This is a genomic window from Salmonella sp. 32070601201500089SM (genome assembly GCF_017573605.1).
Taxonomy (GTDB): domain Bacteria; phylum Pseudomonadota; class Gammaproteobacteria; order Enterobacterales; family Enterobacteriaceae; genus Salmonella; species Salmonella enterica.
This window is the reverse complement of sequence record NZ_JAGETK010000007.1, coordinates 183,653-202,669: the sequence shown is the minus strand read 5'-3', so window position 1 is coordinate 202,669 and position 19,017 is coordinate 183,653. Positions and strand designations below refer to the sequence as shown.

At 52.5% G+C, this 19,017-nt stretch carries 17 protein-coding genes, 5 tRNA genes and 1 pseudogene; 7 read left to right on the top strand and 16 right to left on the bottom strand.

All coding sequences use genetic code 11. From position 1 onward, the window contains the following. Positions 1–191 precede the first annotated feature (191 nt). The 3 genes from mprA (at position 192) to emrB (ending at position 3,575) form a co-directional block, all read left to right on the top strand. The gene (mprA, locus tag J4728_RS13705; protein ID WP_000378431.1) at positions 192–722 is read left to right on the top strand and encodes a transcriptional repressor MprA; all 531 of its coding nucleotides are present in this window, start codon (positions 192–194) and stop codon (positions 720–722) included. 125 nt (positions 723–847) lie between these two features. Next, the gene (gene emrA, locus J4728_RS13700; protein WP_001275605.1) at positions 848–2,020 is read left to right on the top strand and encodes a multidrug efflux MFS transporter periplasmic adaptor subunit EmrA; all 1,173 of its coding nucleotides are present in this window, start codon (positions 848–850) and stop codon (positions 2,018–2,020) included. 16 nt (positions 2,021–2,036) lie between these two features. Continuing rightward, positions 2,037–3,575, top strand: a complete 1,539-nt coding sequence (emrB, locus tag J4728_RS13695) for a multidrug efflux MFS transporter permease subunit EmrB (protein ID WP_001187298.1) — start codon at positions 2,037–2,039, stop codon at positions 3,573–3,575. Between the two features lie 48 nt (positions 3,576–3,623). Here the strand turns inward: emrB and J4728_RS13690 are convergent, their stop codons facing one another. The 15 genes and pseudogenes from J4728_RS13690 to pncC all read right to left on the bottom strand — a co-directional run bounded on the left by J4728_RS13690 (position 3,624) and on the right by pncC (position 15,300). Then, positions 3,624–4,994, bottom strand: a complete 1,371-nt coding sequence (locus J4728_RS13690; protein ID WP_000645137.1) for a carbohydrate porin — start codon at positions 4,992–4,994, stop codon at positions 3,624–3,626. 345 nt (positions 4,995–5,339) lie between these two features. Next, a complete protein-coding gene (gene luxS / locus J4728_RS13685; protein WP_001130194.1) occupies positions 5,340–5,855 on the bottom strand; it encodes an S-ribosylhomocysteine lyase in 516 nt (171 codons plus the stop codon). A gap of 149 nt (positions 5,856–6,004) precedes the next feature. Next, a complete protein-coding gene (gene gshA, locus J4728_RS13680; RefSeq protein ID WP_000611821.1) occupies positions 6,005–7,561 on the bottom strand; it encodes a glutamate--cysteine ligase in 1,557 nt (518 codons plus the stop codon). A gap of 76 nt (positions 7,562–7,637) precedes the next feature. Next, a pseudogene (locus tag J4728_RS13675) lies at positions 7,638–8,062 on the bottom strand (YqaA family protein). Further along, on the bottom strand, positions 8,059–8,625 hold the full coding sequence (yqaB, locus tag J4728_RS13670) for a fructose-1-phosphate/6-phosphogluconate phosphatase (RefSeq protein ID WP_000271296.1): 567 nt from the start codon (positions 8,623–8,625) through the stop codon (positions 8,059–8,061). The pseudogene J4728_RS13675 and the gene yqaB overlap by 4 nt, the downstream one beginning before the upstream one ends. Before the next feature lie 236 nt (positions 8,626–8,861). After that, positions 8,862–8,938: transfer RNA gene (locus J4728_RS13665), tRNA-Arg, on the bottom strand. Positions 8,939–9,000: 62 nt separating this feature from the next. Further along, positions 9,001–9,077 (bottom strand) — tRNA-Arg (locus tag J4728_RS13660). Positions 9,078–9,139: 62 nt separating this feature from the next. Beyond that, positions 9,140–9,216, bottom strand: a tRNA-Arg gene (locus J4728_RS13655). A 61-nt stretch (positions 9,217–9,277) separates the two neighbouring features. Further along, positions 9,278–9,354, bottom strand: a tRNA-Arg gene (locus J4728_RS13650). Between the two features lie 3 nt (positions 9,355–9,357). Then, positions 9,358–9,450 (bottom strand) — tRNA-Ser (locus tag J4728_RS13645). 303 nt (positions 9,451–9,753) lie between these two features. Next, positions 9,754–9,939, bottom strand: coding sequence for a carbon storage regulator CsrA (csrA, locus tag J4728_RS13640; protein ID WP_000906486.1), 186 nt, complete (start codon positions 9,937–9,939; stop codon positions 9,754–9,756). A gap of 234 nt (positions 9,940–10,173) precedes the next feature. After that, a complete protein-coding gene (gene alaS, locus J4728_RS13635; RefSeq protein ID WP_023193278.1) occupies positions 10,174–12,804 on the bottom strand; it encodes an alanine--tRNA ligase in 2,631 nt (876 codons plus the stop codon). 235 nt (positions 12,805–13,039) lie between these two features. Further along, positions 13,040–13,540, bottom strand: a complete 501-nt coding sequence (gene recX / locus J4728_RS13630; RefSeq protein ID WP_001294863.1) for a recombination regulator RecX — start codon at positions 13,538–13,540, stop codon at positions 13,040–13,042. A 116-nt stretch (positions 13,541–13,656) separates the two neighbouring features. After that, positions 13,657–14,718, bottom strand: coding sequence for a recombinase RecA (recA, locus tag J4728_RS13625; protein ID WP_000963150.1), 1,062 nt, complete (start codon positions 14,716–14,718; stop codon positions 13,657–13,659). 84 nt (positions 14,719–14,802) lie between these two features. Beyond that, positions 14,803–15,300: a nicotinamide-nucleotide amidase gene (gene pncC / locus J4728_RS13620; protein ID WP_010835022.1), complete on the bottom strand. Its 498-nt coding sequence runs from the start codon at positions 15,298–15,300 to the stop codon at positions 14,803–14,805. A gap of 195 nt (positions 15,301–15,495) precedes the next feature. Here pncC and J4728_RS23980 point away from each other — a divergent pair, with 195 nt between their 5' ends. Beyond that, positions 15,496–15,741 (top strand): hypothetical protein, encoded by a 246-nt coding sequence (locus J4728_RS23980; protein ID WP_243771283.1) that lies wholly within the window; start codon positions 15,496–15,498, stop codon positions 15,739–15,741. A 37-nt stretch (positions 15,742–15,778) separates the two neighbouring features. On the opposite strand, the gene mltB is transcribed toward J4728_RS23980, so the two are convergent. After that, positions 15,779–16,858 carry a lytic murein transglycosylase B gene (mltB, locus tag J4728_RS13615; RefSeq protein ID WP_000476822.1) on the bottom strand — a complete coding sequence of 360 codons (1,080 nt, stop codon included), beginning with the start codon at positions 16,856–16,858 and terminating at the stop codon, positions 15,779–15,781. Positions 16,859–17,111: 253 nt separating this feature from the next. Between mltB and srlA the strand changes: the two genes are divergently transcribed. Genes srlA through srlB form a run of 3 tightly spaced genes read left to right on the top strand, consistent with a single transcriptional unit; the run spans position 17,112 to position 19,017 of the window. Beyond that, positions 17,112–17,675: a PTS glucitol/sorbitol transporter subunit IIC gene (gene srlA, locus J4728_RS13610; protein ID WP_000573335.1), complete on the top strand. Its 564-nt coding sequence runs from the start codon at positions 17,112–17,114 to the stop codon at positions 17,673–17,675. Further along, positions 17,672–18,643, top strand: coding sequence for a PTS glucitol/sorbitol transporter subunit IIB (locus J4728_RS13605; protein WP_000199033.1), 972 nt, complete (start codon positions 17,672–17,674; stop codon positions 18,641–18,643). Before srlA ends, J4728_RS13605 begins: the two co-directional genes overlap by 4 nt. A gap of 11 nt (positions 18,644–18,654) precedes the next feature. Beyond that, positions 18,655–19,017 carry a PTS glucitol/sorbitol transporter subunit IIA gene (srlB, locus tag J4728_RS13600; RefSeq protein WP_000111555.1) on the top strand — a complete coding sequence of 121 codons (363 nt, stop codon included), beginning with the start codon at positions 18,655–18,657 and terminating at the stop codon, positions 19,015–19,017.

Genomic DNA, 19,017 nt, shown 5'->3' with positions numbered 1-19,017 from the left:
CACGCTTTTCTCGTCATTCCTGGATTTGCCGCAGGCGGCGCTTTACCGGGCCCAATGTTCCCGCTGACGTCTCAGTCTGCGTATCATTGGTTGCTTTATAGCCTGAAAGAATGATTTTGTATTAATAATACATTTACTTTATTTGTCACTGTCGTTACTATATCGGCTGAAATTAATGAGGTCATGCCCAAATGGATAGTTCGTTTACGCCCATTGAACAAATGCTAAAATTTCGCGCCAGCCGTCACGAAGACTTTCCTTACCAGGAAATTCTTTTGACTCGTCTTTGTATGCACATGCAAGGCAAGCTCCTGGAAAACCGCAATAAAATGCTGAAGGCTCAAGGGATTAACGAGACGTTGTTTATGGCGTTGATTACGCTGGAGTCTCAGGAAAACCACAGTATTCAGCCGTCTGAATTAAGCTGCGCGCTGGGTTCATCTCGCACCAATGCGACACGCATTGCAGATGAGCTGGAAAAACGCGGCTGGATTGAGCGTCGTGAGAGCGATAACGACCGCCGTTGCCTGCATCTGCAATTAACGGAGAAAGGCCAGGCATTTTTGCAAGAAGTGCTTCCGCCTCAGCATCATTGTCTGCATCAACTCTGGTCATCACTTAGCACAGCCGAAAAAGATCAACTTGAGCACATCACTCGTAAACTCCTGACGCGTCTTGATCAAATGGAGCAGGAAGGCACTGTTCTTGAGGCGCTGCGCTAAAGCGCCGACCCGCTCAAAAATCCAGATTAATAACAGGAAAGCGGACAGGCCGGCACGCATTACTGCGGCCTTTCTGACAACAGGTCGGCTCAGCCGATGTGAATAATAAGATCGTGGAGAACAACATGAGCGCAAATGCGGAGATCCAAACCCCGCAGCAACCGGCTAAGAAGAAAGGCAAACGCAAAACAGCGCTGCTACTTCTTACCTTGCTCTTTGTTATTATTGCCGTGGCATATGGAATTTATTGGTTTTTAGTATTGCGTCATATTGAAGAGACAGATGATGCTTACGTGGCAGGGAACCAGGTTCAAATCATGGCGCAGGTGTCAGGCAGCGTGACGAAAGTCTGGGCTGATAACACCGACTTTGTAAAAGAGGGCGATGTTCTGGTCACGCTCGATCAGACTGACGCCAAACAAGCGTTTGAAAGAGCCAAAACGGCGCTGGCCTCCAGCGTGCGCCAAACGCACCAGTTGATGATTAACAGTAAGCAGTTGCAGGCGAATATCGACGTGCAAAAAACCGCCCTGGCGCAAGCGCAGAGCGACCTTAACCGTCGTGTGCCGCTGGGTAATGCCAATCTTATTGGCCGGGAAGAGCTGCAACACGCCCGCGATGCCGTCGCCAGCGCGCAGGCACAGCTGGATGTCGCCATTCAACAGTACAATGCCAACCAGGCAATGATACTCAACAGTAATCTGGAAGATCAGCCTGCGGTTCAACAAGCGGCGACCGAAGTGCGTAACGCCTGGCTGGCGCTGGAGCGTACTCGCATCGTCAGTCCAATGACCGGTTATGTCTCCCGCCGCGCCGTCCAGCCTGGCGCGCAGATCAGCCCCACCACGCCGCTGATGGCCGTGGTGCCTGCAACCGATCTGTGGGTGGACGCTAACTTTAAAGAGACCCAATTAGCGAATATGCGCATTGGGCAGCCAGTGACGATTATTACTGACATTTATGGCGACGACGTAAAATACACCGGTAAAGTCGTCGGTCTGGATATGGGAACAGGCAGCGCCTTCTCCCTGCTGCCCGCGCAAAATGCGACGGGTAACTGGATTAAAGTGGTTCAACGTCTGCCGGTACGCGTCGAACTGGACGCCCGCCAGTTAGAACAACATCCGCTGCGCATTGGTTTATCGACGCTGGTCACCGTGGATACCGCTAATCGCGACGGTCAGGTACTGGCCAGCCAGGTACGAACGACGCCGGTTGCCGAAAGTAACGCACGCGAAATTAATCTCGCGCCGGTCAATAAACTGATCGACGACATCGTACAGGCTAACGCGGGTTAATCCTGAGGTGCGTGTGATGCAACAGCAAAAACCGCTGGAAGGCGCGCAGCTCGTCATCATGACGATCGCGCTGTCGCTGGCGACATTCATGCAGGTGCTGGACTCCACCATTGCCAACGTGGCGATTCCGACCATCGCCGGGAACCTGGGTTCTTCCCTAAGCCAGGGGACATGGGTTATCACCTCTTTCGGGGTGGCGAACGCTATCTCGATTCCCTTAACCGGCTGGCTGGCGAAACGTTTTGGCGAAGTCAAACTGTTCATGTGGTCGACGGTCGCCTTTGCCGCGGCTTCCTGGGCCTGTGGCGTATCCAGCAGTCTGAATATGCTGATCTTCTTCCGCGTGGTGCAGGGCGTGGTCGCCGGGCCGCTGATTCCGCTCTCGCAAAGCCTGTTGCTGAATAACTATCCGCCTGCAAAGCGCTCCATTGCGCTGGCGCTCTGGTCAATGACCGTCATTGTCGCGCCGATTTGCGGCCCGATTCTGGGGGGCTACATCAGCGATAATTACCACTGGGGATGGATTTTCTTCATCAACGTGCCGATTGGCATCGCCGTCGTCCTGATGACGTTACACACGCTGCGCGGACGTGAAACGCATACCGAACGGCGACGTATTGACGCCGTCGGGCTGGCGCTACTGGTGATTGGCATCGGCAGCCTGCAAATTATGCTCGATCGCGGTAAAGAGCTGGACTGGTTCTCCTCACAGGAAATTATCATCCTGACCGTGGTCGCCGTCATCGCCATCAGTTTCCTGATCGTCTGGGAACTGACCGACGATCACCCTATCGTCGATCTTTCTCTTTTTAAATCGCGTAACTTCACGATTGGCTGCTTGTGCATCAGCCTTGCCTATATGCTCTATTTCGGCGCCATTGTTCTACTGCCGCAGCTTTTGCAAGAGGTGTACGGCTATACCGCAACGTGGGCAGGTCTGGCGTCGGCGCCAGTCGGCATTATTCCGGTAATTTTGTCGCCGATTATCGGACGCTTCGCGCATAAACTGGATATGCGCAGGCTGGTCACATTCAGCTTCATTATGTACGCCGTCTGTTTTTACTGGCGCGCCTGGACGTTCGAACCGGGTATGGATTTCGGCGCTTCCGCATGGCCGCAGTTTATTCAGGGATTTGCCGTCGCCTGCTTCTTTATGCCGCTGACCACCATTACGCTCTCCGGGTTACCGCCCGAACGGCTGGCGGCGGCATCAAGCCTGTCGAACTTCACGCGAACGCTGGCGGGCTCCATCGGCACCTCGATTACCACCACTATGTGGACCGATCGTGAGTCGCTACACCATGCTCAGCTCACGGAGTCGGTTACAGCGTATAATCCAAACGCTCAGGCTATGTACGATAAACTGGAAGGCTTAGGGATGACGCATCAACAGGCGTCAGGCTGGATAGCCCAGCAAATCACGAATCAGGGGCTGATTATTTCCGCCAACGAAATCTTCTGGATGTCAGCGGGGATCTTCCTGGTGCTGCTCGGCCTGGTGTGGTTCGCCAAACCGCCCTTCGGTGCGGGCGGCGGCGGTGGCGGCGCGCACTAACTATCTGATAAAAGGGATCTGCGGATCCCTTTTTTAGTAGACCAACAATCAGAAGAAATATTTGAATCTCAGACGCCCGCCGTAACGCGCATCTTCACTGTTATCGCCATTATTCGGATTGGCCTCTACCCATGAAGCATAGGCACCGAGGTAGATGTTAAAGTTTTTCATATCCATCACGTTGGGGAATAAATATGAGGCATGAATAGTGTGAATGTCATAATTGCCGGGATCGGTGATCCAACAATCGTCCTCACAAACGGCATCGATATTAGTAGCATTGAAGGCTTCGATTTTGTTATGCGCATAGATATAACCCAGTTCAAATCGATGCCACAGCGCATTCACCCCAGCGGTAAAATCTGTCTCATCGGTCGCATCCATATAGGCGGTATTCAGGTTAATCACTGCGCCATCTTCCGGGTCAGTTTTTTGACCATTCCAGGTCATGGTAAAACCATAGCCCGTACGATCTGACTGATCGATCCACTTCCCATTCTCATAATAGCCATAGGCGTTGTTAACGACGTTACTTTCCATCGCTATCGCCGTTGAAAAACGCCCGTTTTGCCAGGCGATAACCGGACGGACGTAAGCCACGTTTTTATCGTTGGTTAAATCCATTCCGTGGTACTGCTTCTCTGTATATAACGTACTGCCATTTTCCAGCAATGTGTTAACTTCGAAATACCAGTTGTCGATGGTTTTACTCAGCAGGAAGTTACCCCCACTGTCGCTACGTCCCCGTCCTTCTTTCATCATATAGATATAGCCGTAACCGTCACTGTAAAGATCGTTCGCTGTATTCCCCGAATATTCAATAAACGTATCCTGATTCAGCGGGAACATATCGTAGGCTTCAAAACGACCAACCTTAATTTTCCAGTCATTCTCACGACCAAAGAAGAAAACGGCATCATCAAGGTTCATTTTTCCGGTCAGGTCCGCCAGAGGCTGTACAGAGAATCCGGCAAAATTACCGTTGTCCAGCCGCTGGTAGCCATCAAAGCCCAGCAACAAGCGCCCGTTAATATCCCAGCGTTCATTGGTTCCTGATGCCCAATCTTTATTCGCTGACGTTCTCATCGAGGTCAGGCTACCGGAACGGCTTGCCGCATCCATATTAAATTCGACATCGCCATAGAACTTAATATCGCTGAATCCGGATAAGGTCAGCTTCGGCGGCGTTTTATCTGCTGCAATGGGCTCGGCGGACTGGACATTCACCGTCGGCGTAGCGGCGACCTGCTGCTGTTTCAACGAGCGAATTTGCGCCTCGGCATCGGATGCCCGTTTTTCAGCATTAACAACACGTTGCTCCAGTTCAGCCAGACGCTGCTCAATAGTGATATTATTCGCTGCCCAAAGGTTATGAGAAAAGCAAGCACCGATCATCAGCGCCAAATATTTAGCCTTCATTTTTTATCCCTTAAGTTTGATGTATACCAGATAAGATTTGCTAAAAACCCCATCGACCGGCTATTAGTAGAGTCTTGTTATTACCTGGATATCTGGCGCATTCCATTATGTTTTTCTATTAATTATTTATGATTTTTAGTTTATGTGATCAATACACTCTGGCATCGTGAGTTATCCGCCTTTTCTGTTTACCAGATCACATTTTATTATTTAACAGGCCAGGCATTACTTAATTTAAAATGTATTCTTGCCGCAAATATAATAAATACAAATTATATTAAGCAATAAAAAACCCCGGTCATAAACCGGGGTTAATTTAAATACTGGAACCGCTCACCAATAAGACTAAATATGCAATTCCTGCAGTTTTTCTTTCGGCAGCGCCAGCTCTTTATTGCTGTTCACGCGCACATCACGCTCCAGAATATGACGGGCAATGTCCTGCGCTTCACTGAGCGAGTGCATCTGATACGTACCGCACTGGTAAACGTTCAGCTCCGGGATCTGGTTTTGATCCTGCACTTTCAGCACATCCGCCATCGCCGCTTTCCACGCGTCGGCAACACGCTGCTCGTCCGGCGTGCCAATCAGGCTCATGTAGAAACCGGTACGGCAGCCCATCGGCGAGATATCGATAATCTCAACGCCGTTACCGTTGAGGTGGTCGCGCATAAAGCCAGCAAACAGATGCTCAAGCGTATGAATCCCTTTTTCCGGCATCACTTCTTTGTTCGGAATGCAAAAACGCAGATCAAACACGGTGATTGCGTCGCCATGCGGGGTGTTCATCGTTTTTGCAACCCGGACCGCCGGCGCTTGCATCCGGGTATGATCGACTGCGAAGCTATCTAATAATGGCATTTAGTCACCTCCGATAATTTTTTAAAAATAAACTGAACTCTTTGTTCCGGGGCGAGTCTGAGTATATGAAAGACGCGCATTTGTTATCATCATCCCTGTTTTCAGCGATGAAATTTTGGCCACTCAGTGAGTGGCCTTTTTCTTTTGGGTCAGGCGTGTTTTGCAAGCCACGCGGCAAACGGCTCGGTATCCGCCGCCTCAATCTCCTGCTGACGACGTACTGAAGCGTCACGTTCAGCAATAAACTCTTCTTCCTGTAAAATCTCCAGCGGCTCTTCGCGTAACAGATTACGGTAAGCCTCACCGAACGCTTTCCCGGTGCCGCCAATGCCTTCATCAATCATAGACCGTAGGATCCGGGCGGAGAATGTCAGTTCAGGATTATCAAAGCAGGCGACCAACTCATCACACACCTTTTGATACTCCTCTCCCCCGTGGATACTGTCCAGCGTTTGCGCCACGCGTTTCAGATCGCGGAAGAGATCTTTCCCTACTTTAGGCAGCGGGAACTGCGCGGTTTCACAGCCAATCCCCAGGGTAAGGCCCGGCTTACGCCCTTCCAGAATAACGCGATTCCAGTTAGTACGCGTACATAACAGCTCATCGCTACTCATTTCCGGCGCATCGGCCAATACGCACCAGACCATAAACAGATCGAGGAAGCGCACCTGTTGCTCGTCTACGCCGATCGGTGAGAACGGATTAATATCGAGAGAACGAACTTCGATGTACTCAATACCACCACGCAGAAGCGCATCTGAAGGCGATTCGCCGCTGCGCGTCACGCGCTTGGGACGAATGGGCGCGTACAGCTCATTTTCAATTTGCAGAACGTTGCTGTTAATCTGTAGCCGCTTACCGTCTTTTTCCACACCAATCCGCGCGTACTCCTCGGAAGGGGTTTTAATCGCCCGCTTCAGACCTGCCACATACTCATGCAAATCGTTAAACGTAATTCCGAGATTGCTTTGCGACTTATTGGTATAGCCCAAATCACTCAGACGCAGCGACGTCGCATATGGCAGGTAGTACATACCGCAGTCTGTTTTTTCAAACGGTAATGTGGTTGGCTTCCCTTGCAGGAAAGAGGAACAAATGGCCGGAGACGCGCCAAACAGATAGGGGATGACCCAGCCAAAACGGTAATAGTTGCGAATCAGACGAAAATAGCCGGCAGAAATTTTTTCTTTTGCCGCTTCGCCTTCCGTAACGCCGCATTTCGCCTGCCAGAACGCCATCGGTAATGAAAAATTGTAATGCACGCCGGAGATGGTTTGCATCAAAGCGCCATAACGATTTTTCAGCCCTTCGCGATAGAGCGTCTTAAAACGCCCGGTATTGGATGTGCCGTACTGCGCCAGCTCTATGTCCTGCCCTTCCGCAATATAGCAGGGCATACTTAATGGCCACATCCGCTCATCGCCCAGTTTCCTGGCCGTATACCGATGGAGATCGCGCATAAAGGTGAGCATATGCTGGATATCGCCATCGACTGGCGTAATAAACTCCAGTAGGGCTTCCGCAAAATCTGTGGTAATCCATTTATGGGTCAGCGCTGAACCTAACGCTTCAGGATGACCTGTTGTCGCCAGCGTGCCATCAGCATTGACACGCAGCGTTTCGCGCTCTAACCCGCGCTGTATCCCCTTTAACGCCTGAGGATGTTTTTCCAGCCAGGCCAGAGCCTGTGATACGTCCGGGATCAAATTGACCTCCCGCCTGTCCAAATCGTTTTAATAAGCATAACTGTAATGGCGGCCATACATGCCAAACCTACAATTATTACCACCACATCATGCCCTGAACCGTCGCCGCTGCGAGCGCAACATAGCGCAGCGCCTTACCAAGACACAAAAAAAGATCGTCCGCCCCCACGGGATGCGCATCCATCCCGCTAACAGGCACAACAAATCACCGATGACCGGCATCCAGCTTAATAATAGTGTGGCTGCGCCATAACGCTTTAGCCAGCCAGTCGCTTTTTCCTGCCAACGCGACGTTTTGCGCAGCGGAAAGAAACGCCCAAGAATAACGTTAGTTACCCCTCCAAGGCTATTACCCATTGTTGCTGTTAAGACTAAGACCCAGGGATGACTGACGCCGGAGACCAGCATAGCAACCAAAACCACCTCAGAATTACCGGGTAACAGCGTCGCGCTGAGAAAACTACTGGCAAACAGAGACAGGAGCGACAGTCCGTCACTCACAATAGTCGGACATCCACGGCATCCATTCCCGCCGCCCGCGCCGCCTGTAAACCAAAATCGGCATCTTCAAATACCACGCACTGCGTCGGCATGACGCCCATCCGCTGGGCGCACAGTAGGAAGGTGTCAGGCGCGGGTTTGTGATGCTGTACGTGATCTGCCGCCACAACCGCATCAAAATAACGACGCAGCCCCAGATGCGCTAACAGGGCTTCCGCGATAGCGCTTTCGCTACCGGTACCGACCGACATGGGACGCCGCCCATGCCACGCTTTGACCACCTCAACCAGCGGCAGCGGTTCTACGCAGTCCAGCAGGATGCTTTTTACCGCGTCGGTTTTCTCACGCGCCAGTGACAGGGGATCAAGATCGGCATGGTTAAGCTCAATGATTGACTGGGCGATAAGCCAGGTTGGCGAACCGTTAAGCGCGACCATTGCCTGTTCATCAAAACGAAGACCATAGCGCCCCAAAACCTCACGCCACGCTTTGCGATGCGTGGGTTCGGTATCCAGGAGAGTACCGTCCATATCAAAAATCAAACCAGCATAACGTGCGTACATCGTGTTCTCGCAAACCGAATAACCAGACAGTACTTTATCGCAATTGGTTGATTTTGTCGCTAATAGAGATGAAGAGGTATATTCAGGATAAGGGGAAAAGCGATTGCGGGGCAGTGACGTATCCGGGAGGATTATTCGCCTTATGGGCCGTTGCTGACGCAACGTTATCCTTCCTGGTGCCAGCGGGGATTATAGCTATCTTATCTGCATCTTCATCGCTGAAAGTACGGAGAATATGGTGCATCCGGGAGGATTCGAACCTCCGACCGCTCGGTTCGTAGCCGAGTACTCTATCCAGCTGAGCTACGGATGCATTGGGAAACTTGCTTTACTGCTGATATTGATACCGCGGTGAAAGCCGTATCAAGTAAGAGATGGTGCATCCGGGAGGATTCGAACCTCCGACCGCTCGGTTCGTAGCCGAGTACTCTATCCAGCTGAGCTACGGATGCATCGGAAAACTTGCTTTACTGCCGATATTGATACCGCGGTGAAAGCCGTATCAAGTAAGAGATGGTGCATCCGGGAGGATTCGAACCTCCGACCGCTCGGTTCGTAGCCGAGTACTCTATCCAGCTGAGCTACGGATGCATCGGGAAACTTACTTTACTGCAGATTTTGATACCGCGGGAAAGCCGTATCAAGTAAGAGATGGTGCATCCGGGAGGATTCGAACCTCCGACCGCTCGGTTCGTAGCCGAGTACTCTATCCAGCTGAGCTACGGATGCAAATGGCGGTGAGGCGGGGATTCGAACCCCGGATGCAGCTTTTGACCGCATACTCCCTTAGCAGGGGAGCGCCTTCAGCCTCTCGGCCACCTCACCACACGCCTCTTACGAGTGCTTCGAAGAACTTGTTCTGCTCATCGTCGCTGCGTGGCGCACATATTACTTTCTGGGACTTATAAGTCAAACAATTTTTCCAGAGCTTTTATCGTTTGCACACTTCACGCTCAATTAGTCTGTAAAAAAGCCAAAAAGAGTGTTTTATCAACAGATAATTTGATGACACGCTGGCCGCCAAAAGCGCACCATATCAACAGTGAGGTTGAAAAAAGTCATGAAGGGACAACGCGGGCGAGCGAGAAGAGAGGCTGCGTCTCACCCGAAAAGTGAGACGCGAAAACCTTAGTAACTGGACTGCTGGGATTTTTCAGCCTGGATACGCTGGTAGATCTCTTCACGATGGACAGAAACTTCTTTCGGGGCGTTCACGCCAATACGCACCTGGTTGCCCTTCACCCCTAAAACTGTCACGGTGACCTCATCGCCAATCATGAGGGTCTCACCAACTCGACGAGTCAGAATCAGCATTCTTTGCTCCTTGAAAGATTAAAAGAGTCGGGTCTCTCTGTATCCCGGCATTATCCATCATATAACGCCAAAAAGTAAGCGATGACAAACACCTTAGGTGTAAGCAGTCATGGCATTACATTCTGTTAAACCTAAGTTTAGCCGATATACAAAACTTCAACCTGACTTTATCGTTGTCGATAGCGTTGACGTAAACGCCGCAGCATGGGCTGCGGCGCCAACGAACGCTTATAATTATTGCAATTTTGCGCTGACCCAGCCTTGTACACTGGCTAACGCTGCAGGCAGAGCTGCCGCATCCGTACCACCGGCTTGCGCCATGTCCGGACGACCGCCACCCTTACCGCCCACCTGCTGAGCGACCATCCCAATCAATTCCCCTGCTTTAACCCGGTCGGTCACATCCTTCGACACGCCCGCAATCAGAGAAACCTTACCTTCAACAACCGTTGCCAGTACGATAACGGTAGACCCCAGTTGATTTTTCAGATCATCAACCATGGTTCGCAGCATTTTCGGCTCAATACCAGCAAGCTCGCTGACCAGGAGCTTCACGCCGTTGAGATCGACCGCTTTACTGGAAAGATTTGCACTCTCCTGCGCTGCGGCCTGGTCCTTCAACTGCTGCAACTCTTTTTCCAGCTGACGTGTACGTTCCAGCACGGCGCGCACTTTGTCGCCCAGATTCTGGCTGTCGCCCTTCAGCAGATGCGCAATATCGTTTAAGCGATCGCTTTGCGCATGAACGGTGGCCATAGCGCCTTCACCGGTTACCGCCTCAATACGACGAATGCCCGCTGCGGTGCCGGACTCAGAGATAATACGGAATAGACCGATATCACCGGTACGACTGGCGTGAGTACCGCCGCACAGTTCGGTAGAGAAATCGCCCATGCTCAGAACGCGTACACGTTCGTCGTATTTCTCGCCAAACAGCGCCATGGCCCCTTTCGCCTTCGCCGCGTCGAGATCCATGATGTTCGTTTCAATCGGCAGGTTGCGGCGAATTTGCGCATTCACCAAATCTTCAACCTCACGAATCTCCGACGACTTCATCGCTTCATTGTGCGAGAAGTCGAAGCGCAGCACTTTATCGCTAACCAGCGAGCCTTTCTGCGCAACGTGTGTCCCAAGCACCTGGCGCAACGCCGCGTGCATCAGGTGCGTGGCGGAGTGGTTCAGACGGATACGTGCGCGGCGCGCTTCATCTACGTCAGCCTGTACCACATCGCCCACTTTCAGAGCGCCCGCAGACAATTTGCCGAGGTGACCAATCGCCTGACCATATTTTTGCGTGTCGTCCACAGCGAAAGTAAATCCAGCGCCTTTCAGCTCGCCTTTATCGCCAACCTGACCGCCTGATTCCGCATAGAATGGGGTCTGATCCAGCACGACAACCGCTTCCTGTCCCGCGTTAATCACTTCAACCGCTTTACCATCGACAAACAGCGCGGTCACTTTGCCGTTCAGTTCCAGATGGTCATAACCTTTAAATTCAGAAGCGCTGTCAACGCGGATCATCGCGTTGTAGTCCGCGCCAAAACCGCTAGCTTCGCGCGCGCGACGGCGTTGCTCTTCCATAGCGGCTTCAAAACCGGCTTCGTCGACTTTGATGTTGCGCTCACGGCAGACGTCCGCCGTTAGATCGACCGGGAAACCATAAGTATCATACAGACGGAAAGCGGTTTCGCCGTCCAGGGTATCACCCTGCAATTTCGCCAGTTCTTCATCCAGCAGCGCCAGACCGCGCTCCAGCGTACGGGCGAACTGCTCTTCTTCCGTTTTCAGAACCTGCTCGACCTGCGCCTGCTGACGTTTCAACTCTTCGCCTGCGGAGCCCATTACCTCAATCAGCGGCCCAACCAGCTTGTAGAAGAAGGTCTCTTTCGCGCCCAGCATGTTGCCGTGACGAACCGCGCGACGAATAATGCGACGCAGCACATAACCACGGTTTTCATTCGACGGCAGCACGCCATCGGCAACCAGGAATGCGCAAGAACGGATGTGGTCGGCGATAACGCGCAGCGATTTATTACCCAGATCGGTAGCGCCGGTGACTTTCGCTACCGCTTCAATCAACGTGCGGAACAGGTCGATGTCATAGTTAGAGTTAACGTGCTGCAGTACCGCGGCAATACGCTCCAGCCCCATACCGGTATCTACAGACGGTTTCGGCAATGGTTCCATCGTCCCGTCAGCCTGACGGTTGAACTGCATAAAGACGATGTTCCAGATCTCAATATAGCGATCGCCGTCTTCTTCCGGGCTTCCCGGAGGGCCGCCCCAGATGTGGTCGCCATGATCGTAGAAGATTTCGGTGCACGGACCGCAGGGACCGGTGTCGCCCATCTGCCAGAAGTTATCCGATGCGTATGGCGCGCCTTTATTGTCGCCGATACGAATGATACGCTCGCGCGGGATGCCGACTTCTTTTTCCCAGATCTCATAGGCTTCGTCGTCGGTTTCATAGACGGTGACCCATAAACGCTCTTTTGGCAGAGCAAACCAGTTTTCACCGGTCAGTAATTCCCATGCGAACTGAATGGCGTCGTGTTTGAAGTAATCGCCGAAGCTGAAGTTGCCCAGCATTTCGAAGAAAGTATGGTGACGTGCAGTGTATCCGACGTTTTCCAGATCGTTGTGTTTACCCCCCGCGCGTACGCAACGCTGGGAAGTGGTTGCACGGGAATAATTACGTTTATCGAGCCCAAGGAAAACATCCTTGAACTGGTTCATCCCGGCATTGGTAAACAACAGAGTGGGGTCATTGTTAGGCACCAGGGAACTGCTGGCAACTACCTGATGCCCTTTACTATGGAAAAAGTCGAGAAACGCCTGACGGATCTCAGCGGTGCTCTTGCTCATAATTATCCTGAAATCAAGCTACACTTCATCCTTCAGGCCGCCTCTGCGTTGGCTGCGAGTTTCCCGGTCACGCGTTCCCGAGGCTCACTTGCCGCTTTGATGCGGCTTGAATGATTTTGTGTATTTAAGGAATATTCGTCGCAGACGCTGTTCGCCGTTAAGCAACCCGCGTCCAGACGGAAAAAGTGGGAATAAGATAAGTTTTCTTTACCGGGAAGTAAAATCCCGTATGCGCTCAATCTGCAAAATTTCGCCATATTTGCTGAATATCGTCCATCAGATACCCGCGATAGAGCAAAAAGCGCTGTACCTTAACCTTTTCTGAAAAGTTTGAAGGGAGCGGCTCGCCATATTTGCGAACGGCCTGTTCACGTGCCATTTCACTCCAGTCAATTTCACATTCTCGCATCGCTTTTTCAGTCGATTCACGGGAAATGCCTTTCTGATTCAACTCCTGGCGAATACGTGCCGGGCCATAGCCTTTGCGGCTACGACTGGCGATAAAGCGCATCACGAAGCGCTCGTCATCAAGATAGTGATGTTCGTGGCACCAGGCGATCACGCGTTCATAATCGTCTGCCGTCGCATCAATCTCTTCCGGCCCATTTTTGCCCATCACCGGCGCGGAGAGTTTACGCCGTAATTCCTGCTCGCTGTGATCGCGGACAGCAAGAATACGTACCGCACGATCAAGGAGACGAGCATAAGCGGGACGGCGCGATGTGGGTTCACTCATAAAAAACCTTAACAGGGGTAAATGCCAAAAGGGCCGCATAAATGCAGCCCTTGATGGTAATTTAACGTTTTGCTGAATGGCGGCTTCGTTTTGTCCGACCCACCATCACCTGATGATTAAAAATCTTCGTTGGTTTCTGCAACGCCTTCGCTATCGTCAACGGCGAAATCGGGCGTGGCATTCTGATTACTCAACAGTAATTCACGAACCCTTTTCTCGATCTCTTTCGCTGTCGCCGGGTTCTCTTTCAGCCAGGTAGTCGCGTTCGCTTTGCCCTGGCCAATCTTCTCGCCGTTGTAGCTGTACCATGCGCCCGCTTTCTCGATCAGCTTCTCTTTCACGCCCAGGTCAACCAGTTCGCCATAGAAGTTGATGCCTTCGCCGTAGAGGATCTGGAACTCGGCCTGCTTAAACGGCGCGGCGATTTTGTTTTTCACCACTTTCACACGTGTTTCGCTACCCACGACATTATCGCCCTCTTTCACCGCGCCAATACGACGGATATCAAGACGAACAGAGGCGTAGAATTTCAGCGCGTTACCGCCGGTGGTGGTTTCCGGGTTACCGAACATCACGCCAATCTTCATACGGATCTGGTTGATGAAAATCAACAGCGTGTTGGACTGTTTCAGGTTCCCCGCCAGCTTACGCATCGCCTGGCTCATCATACGCGCCGCGAGGCCCATGTGAGAGTCGCCGATTTCGCCTTCGATTTCCGCTTTCGGCGTTAGCGCCGCTACGGAGTCGACCACAATGACGTCCACCGCGCCTGAACGCGCCAGCGCGTCACAGATTTCCAGCGCCTGCTCGCCGGTATCCGGCTGAGAACAGAGCAGGTTATCGATATCGACGCCCAGCTTGCGTGCGTAAACGGGGTCAAGCGCGTGTTCCGCATCGATAAACGCACAGGTTTTACCTTCACGCTGCGCAGCGGCAATCACCTGCAGCGTCAGGGTCGTTTTACCGGAAGATTCCGGCCCGTAAATTTCGACGATACGCCCCATCGGCAGACCGCCCGCACCGAGTGCGATGTCCAGTGAAAGCGAACCGGTGGAGATAGTTTCCACATCCATAGAACGGTCTTCACCCAGACGCATGATGGAGCCTTTACCAAATTGCTTTTCAATTTGGCCCAGTGCTGCCGCCAACGCTTTCTGTTTGTTTTCGTCGATAGCCATTATTACTCCTGTCATGCAACTTGGTATTGAACCGGATAGTGAATTCGTACTGTTGAAGCAATTATACTGTATGCTCATACAGTATCAAGTGTTTTGTAGAAATTGTTGCCACAGGGTTTGTAGCGCGTACGTCGTCGCCTGTCGACGCACCGATTCACGGTCGCCGCTGAAGCATTCCCGACGCGTAATCCCTTCTCCGCTGACGCTGGCGAAAGCAAACCACACCGTACCAACCGGCTTTTCTTCACTGCCGCCATCCGGCCCGGCAATTCCGCTAATAGCGACAGCAAAATCGGCGCGAGCGGCCTTCAGCGCCCCGATCGCCATTTCGACCACTACGGGTTCGCTGACCGCGCCATGCTGCGCCAGAGTCTCTTCACGCACGCCAATCATCTGCGCTTTGGCTTCATTACTATAGGTGACAAAGCCGCGTTCAAACCAGGCGGAGCTTCCGGCGGTGTCGGTAATGGCTTTCGCCAGCCAGCCGCCGGTACAGGACTCTGCTGTCGTTACGGTCGCCCCGCGCGCTTTTAACGCCAGCCCGACCTGCTCGCTAAGCCGCATCAGTTCACTGTCAGTCATCATGACCTCTGTCAGTTAGAAATCCTGCCGCACAAGATAGCACTTTCTCACCAGAGGTGGGGACGAGCAGTCGATTTTACGAGTCGGATTCCGAAAAAATGCCAGCAGGTTATTTATGCAGAATGAAATGAGGTAGCACATGACTAAATAGCAGTACCATGTCGCTAAATTTACACGCACGGAGAGAAAGCAAGGATGTCACTCAAAAAAACGGAAAGCACACAGCACAAACTGAAACAAACCTGTCAACTACGGCTGTGGTTAATTGTGGGTGGAGTATGTTCATTAGGAATGGGAGTACTGAATATATTGTCGTCAGGCTATTTTGAACCGTATGACGGCGGTCAAATTATCTTAGGTCTGGGATGTCTGGGATATAATCTGGCACTATCAAAGAAGATATCCCACTTGCAGGCAGAGAATCAGCCCAAAAAGCCATAATAATAGCGGAGGGGGTGCTCCCCTCCCTAAGCGTAAATTAGCGCACCCGCGCCAGCGCTACCGCCTGTCCCAGTTGCCAAACCGCCATCGCATAATGCGTGCTGTGGTTATATCGGGTAATGGTGTAGAAGTTCGGCAGGCCGTACCAGTACTGGTAGCCCGTACCGATATCCAGACGCAGCAGGCTGGCTTCCTGATGATTGCCCAACGATTGCTGCGGCGTTAAGCCTGCGGCGGCAAGCTGAGAGAGGCTGTATTTTGTTTTGAAACCATTCGCCAGTCCCGGCGCCTGACCATTCGCCGGCACCGCAACCGTATCGCCTTTCACCCAACCATGCGCCTTGAAATAGTTCGCCACACTGCCGATGGCATCTACCGGATCCCACAAGTTAATGTGCCCATCGCCATTGAAATCGACCGCATATTCTTTATAGGAAGACGGCATAAACTGGCCGTAGCCCATCGCGCCGGCAAAGGAACCTTTCAGATTGAGCGGATCGTCTTGCTCATCGCGCGCCATGAGCAGGAAGGTTTCCAGCTCGCCGGAGAAATATTCCGCCCGGCGCGGATAGTTAAATGACAGCGTCGCCAGCGCGTCCAGAATCCGCGTTTTCCCCATGATACGTCCCCAGCGGGTTTCCACGCCGATAATCCCCACGATGATTTCCGGCGGTACACCGTATACCTGCCAGGCGCGGTTCAGCGCGTCTTCATACTGATTCCAGAACGCGACGCCGTTTTGCACGTTATCCGGCGTAATAAATTGTTTGCGGTAGCGCAACCAGGCGCCATTTGGTCCAGCGGGCGGCTGAGTGGTCGGCGCTTGTCTGTCCATCAGACGCAGGACGTAATCCAGTCTTTTAGACTGCGAGAGGATCTCTTGCAACTGCTGACGGTCGAAACCGTGTTTACTGACCATTTTATCAATGAACTGCTGCGCATTAGGGTTGTTGGCGAAGTCGCCGCCCATTTGCATGACGTTATGCTGCGGCTCAAGCAGGAAGCCGCCGGAAGGCGTGCCCGTCGTCGCTTGAGTCTCGGAAGATTTTGGCGTGCTGCTACAGGCAGCAAGCAATACGCAAAGTGGAAGTAACGCTACATAACGACGCTTGAACATGAGACATCCATTAAACAAATTCAGCCAGGGAGAAGTATGGTAAAGCATCCCCCGCCGCACAAGGAAGCGGCACAAGAGAATAAATCACCTTTCTCCTCTTTTCAGTTTGTATCCGCTCCCCCACCCCCGCAATCTTTCAACTTAAAATATTTTTCTTTTATTTTGCGATCACAATAACACTTTTGAATCTTTCAACATGATTACAATGAACAGGAAATTAGCAAGAAAACTAAAAACCCTACAGGAGAGAACAATGATCGAAACCATTACACATGGTGCGGAGTGGTTCATCGGGTTATTCCAGAAAGGCGGAGAGGTGTTTACCGGTATGGTGACAGGTATTCTTCCGCTACTGATAAGCCTGCTGGTTATCATGAATGCGCTCATCAATTTTATCGGCCAGCAGCGTATTGAGCGTTTTGCCCAACGCTGCGCCGGAAATCCGCTATCCCGCTACCTGCTTTTACCGTTTATCGGAACGTTTGTTTTTTGTAATCCGATGACCCTGAGTCTGGGACGCTTTATGCCGGAGAAGTACAAGCCGAGCTATTACGCGGCGGCCTCCTATAGCTGTCACTCCATGAACGGTCTGTTTCCGCATATCAATCCCGGCGAACTGTTTGTTTATCTGGGTATCGCCAGCGGACTCACCACGTTAGGGCTTCCTCTCGGCCCGCTCGCGGTGAGCTATCTGCTGGTAGGTCTGGTGACGAACTTCTTCCGCGGTTGGGTCACCGATCTCACCACCGCTATTTTTGAGAAAAAAATGGGGATTCAACTTGAGCAGAAAGTTCATCTGACAGGAGCGGTATCATGACACGGGTTCGCATTGAGAAAGGCGCCGGCGGCTGGGGCGGCCCGCTTGAACTGGACGTTACGCCAGACAAAAAGATCGTCTATATCACAGCCGGTACGCGCCCGGCGATCGTCGACAAACTGGCGCAACTAACAGGCTGGCAAGCGGTGGACGGCTTTAAAGAAGGCGAACCGCCGGAAGCGGAGATCGGCGCGGCCATTATCGACTGCGGCGGTACGCTGCGCTGCGGTATCTACCCGAAACGCCGGATCCCAACCATTAATATTCACTCGACGGGTAAGTCCGGCCCACTGGCGCAGTATATTGTTGAGGATATTTATGTCTCCGGCGTAAAAGAAGAAAACATTACTCTTGTCGGCGAAACGCCTGCCAGTCCCCAGCCTGCCAAAACGACATTAGGACGTGACTACGACACCAGCAAAAAAATCACCGAGCAGAGCGACGGGCTGCTGGCAAAAGTCGGTATGGGAATGGGCTCCGCCGTGGCGGTACTGTTCCAGTCCGGTCGCGACACCATTGATACGGTCCTGAAAACAATCCTGCCGTTTATGGCGTTCGTTTCGGCGCTGATCGGCATCATTATGGCCTCAGGTCTTGGCGACTGGATCGCCCACGGCCTGGCGCCATTAGCCAGCCATCCACTGGGGCTGGTGACGCTGGCATTGATCTGCTCGTTCCCGCTGCTGTCGCCCTTTCTCGGCCCAGGCGCGGTTATCGCTCAGGTTATTGGCGTTCTGATCGGCGTTCAGATAGGTCTGGGCAATATCCCCCCGCATCTGGCGCTGCCCGCCCTGTTCGCGATTAACGCGCAGGCGGCCTGCGACTTTATCCCGGTCGGCCTGTCACTGGCGGAAGCGAAACAAGACACCGTTCGCGTCGGCGTACCTTCTGTGCTGGTCGGACGCTTCCTGACTGGCGCGCCCACGGTACTTATCGCCTGGTTTGTTTCCGGCTTTATCTATCAATAAGAGGTTCAGACATGAGCGTGATTTATCAAACCACCATCACCCGTATCGGCCAGAGCGCGATGGAGGCGCTCGGCGAACAGATGCTGATTACGTTTCGGGAAGGCGCGCCGGCGGATATCGAAGAATTTTGCTTCATCCATTGTCATGGCGAACTGACCGGCGCGCTGCAGCCTGGCGCGCGGTGTGAATTGGGCCAACATTGCTATCCGGTCACGGCGGTCGGCAGCGTAGCCGAGCAAAACCTGCGTGAACTGGGGCATATCACTTTGCGCTTCGATGGTCTGCGTGAAGCGGAATTTCCCGGCACCGTACACGTTGCGGGGCCTGTACCGGACGATATCGCGCCGGGCTGTATTTTGACGTTTGTCGCTTAA